Origin of the sequence: Kitasatospora sp. NPDC059571, assembly GCF_042735675.1 — a bacterium.
In the GTDB taxonomy this organism is placed as follows: Bacteria; Actinomycetota; Actinomycetes; order Streptomycetales; family Streptomycetaceae; genus Kitasatospora.
On record NZ_JBHWBW010000336.1, the window covers coordinates 1 to 8,744 of the forward strand.

General features: G+C 74.7%; 5 protein-coding genes. 4 read left to right on the top strand and 1 reads right to left on the bottom strand.

The window, feature by feature from the left end; all coding sequences use genetic code 11:
- Nucleotides 1-111 precede the first annotated feature (111 nt).
- Nucleotides 112-315 carry a hypothetical protein gene (locus tag ACFV0G_RS28460; protein WP_380554048.1) on the bottom strand — a complete coding sequence of 68 codons (204 nt, stop codon included), beginning with the start codon at nt 313-315 and terminating at the stop codon, nt 112-114.
- A gap of 218 nt (nt 316-533) precedes the next feature.
- On the opposite strand from ACFV0G_RS28460, the gene ACFV0G_RS28465 reads away from it, so the two are divergent.
- The 4 genes from ACFV0G_RS28465 to ACFV0G_RS28480 all read left to right on the top strand — a co-directional run.
- Nucleotides 534-3,503 carry a BTAD domain-containing putative transcriptional regulator gene (locus ACFV0G_RS28465; protein WP_380554051.1) on the top strand — a complete coding sequence of 990 codons (2,970 nt, stop codon included), beginning with the start codon at nt 534-536 and terminating at the stop codon, nt 3,501-3,503.
- A gap of 434 nt (nt 3,504-3,937) precedes the next feature.
- Nucleotides 3,938-4,660, top strand: a complete 723-nt coding sequence (locus tag ACFV0G_RS28470) for a class I SAM-dependent DNA methyltransferase (protein WP_380554054.1) — start codon at nt 3,938-3,940, stop codon at nt 4,658-4,660.
- A 44-nt stretch (nt 4,661-4,704) separates the two neighbouring features.
- A complete protein-coding gene (locus ACFV0G_RS28475; protein ID WP_380554057.1) occupies nt 4,705-6,549 on the top strand; it encodes a SpoIIE family protein phosphatase in 1,845 nt (614 codons plus the stop codon).
- 168 nt (nt 6,550-6,717) lie between these two features.
- A partial coding sequence (locus ACFV0G_RS28480; RefSeq protein ID WP_380554060.1) for a glycosyl hydrolase family 28-related protein occupies nt 6,718-8,744 on the top strand: 2,027 nt, incomplete at its 3' end.

Below are 8,744 nucleotides of genomic sequence, written 5' to 3' on the forward strand. Positions count from 1 at the left end.
CGTCGGCCCCGCCCGGTCAACCCCGCCGGGGGGCCCCCCCCGCGGGTGTGCGCGCCCCCGGGCGGGGCCCCCGGGGGACCGCCCGGGGGGGCCACGCGGGCAGTGCGGGGACTACGGGCGGTTGGTGACCGCGCCGAGCGGCTCGAGGACCTCGCCGGACTTGGGCTGCTCGGCGACCGGCTGCGGGTCGGCGGCGGCACCGTCCTCGGCGAGCCCCTCCAAAACGGTCTCGATCGGCAGGGCGCCGTCCGTCGCGACGGTGTGCTCAGTGGCGGGGGCAGCGGGGGCGGCGGGGGTGTTCTCGTTCTCGGCCATGGGCTGGGCCGCCTTTCGATTCGTCAGTTTTCCTGCAGCCCGACCGGCTCGGCAGGGGCTCGGCCCAGTATCGTAGTGACCGTTAAATGTCCTATAAACAACACACCTCCTGGCTACTTCGCCAACGTTTGCGCGCTTCGCTCTAAGCTGGCGCCCCACCGCGGACCGGCGGGGAGTCACGCGGTCACGAATCGTCAGAAAAATCGGGGGGACGTCACATGGAGCAGGGGCGGGCACAACCTGCGGAGGCACTGCGCTTCCAGGTGCTCGGCCCCGTGCAGGCCTGGCGCGGCACCGAGGCCCTGGCCCTCGGATCCCCGCAGCAGCAGGCCGTGCTGGCCGCGCTCCTGCTCGGCCGCGGCCGGCCGGTGACCACCCAGGACCTGGTGGACGGCCTCTGGGGCGACCGCCCGCCGCCGCAGGCCGTCGCGGCCCTGCGGACGTACATCTCGCGGCTGCGGTCGGTCATCGAGCCGCACCGCGAGCACCGCGCCCCCGCCGAACTGCTGGTCTCGGTGAGCGACGGCTACGCGCTGCGCGTCGGGCCCGATGCACTCGACCTGGCGGAGTTCGACGCGATGACCGCCAGTGCGAGCGGGCACCGCTCCGCCGGCGACCACGTGGAGTCCCACCGGCTGCTGGTCGACGCCCTCGCGCTCTGGCGCGGGCGCCCGCTGGCCGGCATCCCCGGACCGTACGCGGACTCGCAGCGGCGCGCGCTGGCCGAGCGCCAGGTCACCGCACAGGAGGAGTGCGGGGCGGCCGCGCTGGAGATCGGGCTGCACGCCGAGATCGTCGCCGAACTGAGCTCGCTCGCCGCCGAGCACCCGCTGCGGGAGCGGCTGCGCGAACTGCTGATGCTGGCGCTGTACCGGTGCGGCCGCCAGGCGGAGTCGCTGGGCGTCTACTCCGACACCCGGAAGCTGCTGATCGAGGAACTGGGCGTGGAGCCCGGGACGGGCCTGTCGGCCATGCACGCCCGGATCCTCGCCGCCGATCCGGCACTGATGCCGGCACCGGCACTGCACCAGGTGCACCCGGAGGAGTCGCCGGCGCTCCTGCCGCCCGCCCAGCTCCCCGCCGACGTGTCCGACTTCAGCGGCCGCAGCAAGGTGGTCGGGGAGCTCCGCGACGTCCTGCGCAGCGGAACGGGCCAGGCCGTCGTCGTCACCTCCCTCGCCGGCATCGGCGGGGTCGGCAAGACCACCCTCGCCGTGCACGTCGCGCACAGCATCCGGGCGGACTTCCCGGACGGCCAGCTGTACGTCGACCTCCGCGGCGCCGGCGCCACCCCGGCGGATCCGGCCGCCGTCCTCGGAGACTTCCTGTACACCCTCGGGGTCACCGAGACCCCGGACTCGCTGGAGCAGCGGTCCGCGCTCTACCGCTCGCTGCTCGCCGAGCGGCGGATGCTCATCCTGCTGGACAACGCCCGGGACGCGCGCCAGTTGATGCCGCTCATCCCCGGCGTCTCCGGCAGCGCGGTGCTGGTCACCAGCCGGTCGCGGCTCGCCGAGATCCCCGGCGCGCACCTCGTGGACGTCGAGGAGCTGACGCCCGAGGAGGCGCTGGCGCTGTTCTCCGCGATCGTCGGCCACGAGCGGGCGGCCGCCGAGCCGGAGGCCGCCCTGGCCGTCGTCACGGCCTGCGGGTTCCTGCCGCTGGCCGTCCGGATCGCCGCCGCCCGGCTGGCCGCCCGGCCGCGCTGGAGCGTCTCCGACCTGGCCCGCCGGTTAGCCGACCACGGACGGCGGCTCCAGGAACTCCAGCTGGGCAACCTCGCGGTGGAGACCACTATCGGCCTCGGCTACACCCAGCTTCGACCGGAGGAGGCCCGGGCCTTCCGGCTGCTCTCCCTCGTGGACTCGCCCGACCTTCCGCTGCCCGCCGCCGCCGCGCTGCTGGGCTGCGGCGAGGACGAGGCGGAGGAACTCGCCGAGGCGCTCGTCGAGGCGAACATGCTGGAGTGCTTCACCCCGGGCCGGTACCGCTACCACGACCTGCTGCGGCTCTACGCGCAGCGGCAGAACGAGAAGGCGAACGACGACGAGGAGCGGCGCTCCGCCCGCCTGCGGCTGCTCGACCTGCTCGTCGCCACGATGCGCAACGCGGCCGACGCGATCGAGCCGGACGACGTCCTGCCGGAACGGCTGCACCGCACCGTCTCCGGCGGCCTGCCGCTGCCCGACAGCACCGCGGCGCGGGCGTGGCTGCGGTCCGAGCTCGCCCTGCTCCTGAGCGCGGTCGAGGCTGCCGTCCAGGAGCCCGCCGAGCTCCTGGCGCCGGCGGCCGACCTGCTCATCGTGCTGAACTCCCTGGTGGAGGACCCGACCCACGGCCAGCGGATCCGGATCGCGCTGAGGACCGCGGAGGCGGGCGCCGGTCCCGACACGGACGGCGCGGCGCTGGCCCGGATCCACCTCGCGCTCGGCTTCCTGCACCACGTGGCGGGCGAGTTCCAGGACGCCGAGGTGTCGCTGCGCCGGAGCCTGGCGCTTCAGGGCCCGGACGACGTGACCACGCTGCGGATCTCCGTCGCCAACCTGCTGGGCATCGTCCTGAGCCTGGCCGACCGGTCGTCCGAGGCGCTCGCCTTCTTCGAGCAGGCGCACGACATCAGCCGCCGGCTCGGCACGTCGATCAGCGAGGCCCGGCTGCTGGGCAACATCGCCCGGGCGCACGTGGACCTCGGGCAGCAGGACGACGCCGTGCGGTCGGCGCGGGCCGCGGTCGCGGCCGCCCGGGCGTCCGGGAACACGCCCTGCCTGGCCGACACGCTCTACCAGTTGGGCGTGGTGCTGCGCTCGACCGGGTCGCCGGGCGAGGCCGCCGGCCATCTGCGCGAGGCGCACCGGCTGTACCAGTCGCAGCAGCACCGCCTCTGGGAGGGCTACGCGCTGGCCCGACTGGCCGCCTGCCTGCTCGCCGACGGGCGGCCCGCCGAGGCGGCCGAGGCGGCGGACGAGTCCCTGGTCATCGCGCAGGAACTGGACGCCGCCTACTGCCAGGGCCTGGCCAACGCCACCCTGGGCGAGGCGCTCCTGGAGCTCGGCCAGCCCTCGCGCGGGCTGGCCTGTCTCCAGGAGGCGCACTCGGTGTTCACCCGGCTCGGTGTGCCCGAGGCCTCCCCCGTGAAGGACCTCATCGACGAGCAGCACACCGAGCCCTTTCCTCCCCCCGCGCCGTAGCCGCCCGCTCCCCCCGGTAGGGCGGCTCTTCCCCCCTGCGCGTCGGCGCTCCCGCAGCCCCCCGGCTGCGGGAACGCCTTGGCGCTTCCCCGGCGCTGAGGATGACTCTGACAGGCCTCGATTGACGTTCGATAAACGGTGCTGTTTCTGACGTTCCCGCAGCTCAGGGCCGGTAACTGGCGCGCGCCCGAGGGGTGTTCCACCGGGGGCGGCGCCCGGCGCACCCCGGCGCCGCCGGACCGGAACCGGCCGTTTCGTCCGGATGGCCACCGACTGGCACGAGTTGGCCGGAAAGCGGCCCCGCGGCGGAGTGATCACGCATATTCTCGAAGACCAGCACGGACCGGTCGACGGATTCGACCGAACGCGGGGGCGGACACTGCGGCGGGCGGATGCGCCCGTCCGCCGGACCCAGCCGGAGAGGTGCCTCGGGCGTGACAACCGGACAGATCTCGGAGCGGGCCCGCCTCAGCCGCCGGCGGCGTTCCGAACGCGCGCTGCAGGCCGTCGCGTTCGATGCGATCGGCGCCTCCTACGACGAGGTCTTCCCGGGCCGGTCCGGCCAGCTCGCGTCCGGCGCGTGGGTGCTGGACGCGGTGGAACCGGGCGGCCGGGTGCTGGACGTGGGCTGCGGCACCGGCGCGCCGACGGCCCGCCAACTCGACGACGGCGGGCTGCGGGTGACCGGCATCGACCTCTCCGACGGCATGCTGGCGGGGGCCCGCGCGGCGGTGCCGCGGGCCGCCTTCCACCGAATGGACATGTACGACCTGGGCACCCTGCGGGCGGCGACGGCCTGGGGCGTGCCCGGGCTCGGGCCGGACGGCGCCGGCACGTTCGCCGCGGCGACCGCGTTCTTCTCGCTGCTCCTGCTGCCCCGGGGGGAGATCCCGGCGGTGCTGGCCGGCATCCGCACCCTGCTGCGCGCGGGCGGGGTGCTGGCGCTCGGCATGGTCGAGGCCGATCTGGACGACGCGCCGCTGCCCTTCCTCGGCCGGGAACTGCGCACGAGCGGGTACCTTCGCGAAGAGCTCGTCCGAACGCTGGGCGCGGCCGGCTTCACCGTGGAGTCGTGTACCGGCCATCCCTACGCACCGGCATCGACCGCCCTGCCGCCGCAGGAGCAGCTGTTCCTGCACGCCCGGCGCCGCGGCTGACCGACCGGCCCGTCCCACTCCCACCACTGCAGAACGGGCAGCCCGTGCACGACCTCCCCAGGCCCCCGGCGCAGCCGCTCACCTCCGTCCCGTCGACCGCCGTGCCGCCGATCGCGCCCGCCGTCACGGCGCTGCCGCTCGCGGCGGCCCCGCCGTACCCGGCGGGGCCGGCGGAGCGCGGCCGCCTGGTGGGCGCCCAGCGGACGGCGCCCGCCGCGGAGGACGGCCCGGGCCTGACCGAGCGGCTGGGCCGGCTGGAGGCGGCCACCCGCCGGATCAACGGCTCGCTCGACCTGCGCACCACGCTGCGCGATCTCGGCCGGGTGCTCGTCCCGGCGCTGGCGGACGCGGCCGTGGTGCACCTGCGGGACCCGCTGCGGGCCGTCGACCGCGACCCCGGGCCGCCCGGCGTGCTGCGGCTCCAGCACGCCCTGGGGACCCGGCTGGGACGCCGCTCCCGGCTCTGCCGCCCGGCCCCGGACGGGCCGCTCGCCCGGGCGCTGGCCGGGCCGGGTCCGCAGGGGCCGGCGGCGCTCGGCACCTCGGAGGACGGGCGGCTGCGCCCGCTGCTGACGGAGCTGTACGGGGCGCGGGCGCTGGCCCGGCTGCCGGCCGGCACCACGGTGCTGGTGCTGCCGCTGCGCGGGCGCAAGGCGGTGCTGGGCGTGCTGGTGCTGATCCGCCGTCCGGGCCGCTCGGGCCGCGCCCGGTTCGAGCCGGAGGACACCGCGACCGCCCGGCACCTGGCCACCCAGGCGGGCCTGGCGGTGGACACCGCGCTGCGCTACGCCCGCGAGTTCGAGACGGCCCGGGAGCTGCAGCGGCGGATGCTGCCGGCCCGCCTGGCCCAGCCGCACGGCGTCCGGCTGGCGCACCGCTACCTGCCGGGGGAGAGCGGCGCCCAGGTCGGCGGCGACTGGTACGACTCCGTGGAGCTGCCGGGGAACCGGGTGGCGCTGATCGTCGGCGACGTGATGGGGCATTCGCTGACCTCGGCCGCGGTGATGGGCCAACTGCGCACCAGTGCGCAGACCCTGGCCGGGCTGGACCTCCCGCCGCACGAGGTGCTGTACCACCTGGACGAGCAGGCGCAGCACCTGGGCGCCGAGCAGCACCTGGCGACCTGCGTGTACGCGGTCTACGACCCGATCGCCAACCGGGTGGTGCTGGCGAACGCGGGCCACGTGCCGCCGGTGCTGATCGGACCGGACGGCGGGGCCCGGCTGCTGGAGCTGCCGCCGGGGGTGCCGATCGGGGTCGGCGGGGTGGACTTCACCTCCACGGAGCTGCCGGCTCCGCCCGGCTCCGCGCTGCTGCTGTTCACCGACGGGCTGGTGGAGAGCCGGCGGCGGCCGCTGACGACCGGTCTGGAACTGCTGCGCGCCCGGCTGGCGGCGGCGCACCGGCACTCCCCCGAGCACCTGTGCCAGGACGCGCTGCGGGTGCTGCCGCCGGGCGACCGGGCCGATGACATCGCACTGCTGGCCGCGGTGTTCGACGGGATCCCGGCCGGGGACGTCGCCTACTGGTACCTCCAGCCGCGGCACGAGACGCCCGGCCGGGCGCGCCGGCTGGCGGCCCATGCGCTGCACCGGTGGGGGCTCGAACACCTCTCGGAGAGCACCGAGTTGATGGTGAGCGAGCTGGTCACCAACGCGATCCGGCACGCCACCCGGCCGGTCACGCTGCGGCTGGTCCGCACCTCCCGGCTGCGCTGCGAGGTGGGCGACGACTCGCCGGCGCTGCCGCGGGCCCGCCGGGCCGGGCCGGAGGACGAGCACGGGCGGGGGCTGCAGATCGTGGCCCGGTGCGCGGACGACTGGGGGGCGACCAGGCTGGGCGCGGGCAAGGTGGTGTGGTTCGAGCAGCGGCTGCCCGCCCGCCGCTGATCCCGCAACGAACCATCGCCACAGCGCAAAAAATGAAGAGTCAGACGAAAAACCCTTGCAGGATTCTTGTGGGCCGAGCCCCCGGAGTCCTACTGTCGGTTCACCCTGCGACGTGCGCTCCACCCGGGCGCCCCTGGGTCTCAACTCTCCGACAGAAACGAGCATGCGATGTCCCGGAGCACCACCGGAGCCCGCCGGCCCGCTCGAAGAGCCGCGACGGCGCTCGCCACGGCGACCGCGGCCGCCGCCGGTCTGAGCCTCGTGCTCAGCGGCACGGCCGCCGCCGGCACCGGCCCGAGCCGCACCGCCGCCCCCGTCGTGACCCGCGCCGCCCTCGACCCGTCGCTGGTCACCGGCCGCGGCGCCCGCGTCGACTTCGCCGAGCAGGAGGCGGAGAACGCGGTCACCACCGGCACCGTGGTCGGCCCGGACCGGACCGCCTACACCGTCCCGGCCGAGGCCTCCGGCCGCAAGGCGGTCACCCTGGCGCCGGGCCAGTACGTGGAGTTCACGCTCCCGGCCGCGGCGAACGCGATCACCGTGCGGTACAGCATCCCGGACGCGGCCGGCGGCGGCGGCCTGACCGCGCCGCTGGACGTCACCGTCAACGGCAAGAACCGCACCACCATGACGCTGACCTCGCAGTACTCCTGGCTGTACAACCAGTACCCGTTCTCCAACGACCCCGGGGCCGGCCTGCTGCACCCGGACTGGTGGATCACCGAGTGCTCCTGCGTGCCAGCCGCCACCACGCCGGCGCCGGCCGTGGCGACGCCGTTCCGGCCCGGCCACGCCTTCGACGAGCAGCGCCTGCTGCTCGGCCGCACCTACCGGGCCGGCGACACCGTCCGCCTGGCGGTGCCCGCCGGCAGCGGCGTCGCGGCGACCACCGTCGACCTGCTCGACTCCCAGCTGGTCGGCGCCCCGAAGGTGGACCTGGTGGCGGCGAACGTGCTGGCCTTCGGTGCCGACCCGACCGGCCGCCGGGACTCCGCCGACGCCATCGACCGGGCGATCGCCTTCGCCCGCAAGGCCCGCCTCAAGGTCTACCTCCCGCCGGGCACGTACCAGGTGAACCGCCACATCGTGGTCGACGACGTCACCGTGGAGGGCGCGGGCAGCTGGTACACGATCGTCAAGGGCCGCCAGGTCGACCTGGCCACCCCGGCCCCGGACGGCTCCGTGCACACCGGAGTCGGCTTCTACGGCAAGGACGCCGCCGCGGGCGGCAGCCACAACGTCCACCTGTCCGGCTTCGCGATCGAGGGCGACGTCCGCGAGCGGATCGACACCGACCAGGTGAACGGCATCGGCGGCGCGCTCAGCGACTCCACCGTCGACGGCCTGTACATCCACCACACCAAGGTGGGCATCTGGCTGGACGGCCCGATGAAGAACCTGCGGATCACCGACAACCAGATCGCCGACCAGATCGCCGACGGCATCAACTTCCACACCGGGGTGACCGACTCCGTGGTGTCGGACACCTTCGTCCGCAACAGCGGCGACGACGGCCTGGCGATGTGGTCGGAGAGGACCGAGGACGCCCGCAACACCTTCGACCACAACACCGTGCAGACCCCGGTGCTGGCGAACGGCATCGCGATCTACGGCGGCACCGACAACACCGTCTCGAACAACCTGGTCGCCGACCCGATCCGGGAGGGCAGCGCGATCCAGGTCGGCTCCCGGTTCGGCGCCGAGCCGTTCACCGGCCACCTGTGGATCAGCGACAACACCACCGTCCGCTCCGGCACCTACGAACTGAACTGGAAGATCGGCCTCGGCGCGATCTGGTTCTACGCGCTGGAGAAGAACATCGACGCCGACATCCGGGTGACCGGCGACCACTACCTCGACAACACCTACAACGCGATCATGCTGGTCGCCGACTGGCCGGTGAAGGACCTGTACAAGGTGACGAACCTGCACGTCAAGGACGTCCGGGTGGACGGCACCGGGACCTCGGTGCTCAGCGCCCGGGCGGCCGGCTCGGCGAGCTTCGAGAACGTGGACGCCCGCAACGTCGGCGCGGTCGGCGTCAACAACTGCGGCTCGTTCAACTTCCCCGCCACGGGCAGCGAGTTCTCGCTGACCGACCTCGGCGGCAACGACGGCGGCGGCACCACCGGCCCGTGGCTCGCCCCCTGGGAGCTGCCGAACACCATCACCTGCGACGACCGGCCGCCGGTCGT

Bases quoted from the DNA above. Each gene is read 5' to 3' on its own strand.
- ACFV0G_RS28460 (WP_380554048.1), bottom strand. From the start codon at position 315: ATGGCCGAGAACGAGAACACCCCCGCCGCCCCCGCTGCCCCCGCCACT.
- ACFV0G_RS28465 (WP_380554051.1), top strand. From the start codon at position 534: ATGGAGCAGGGGCGGGCACAACCTGCGGAGGCACTGCGCTTCCAGGTG.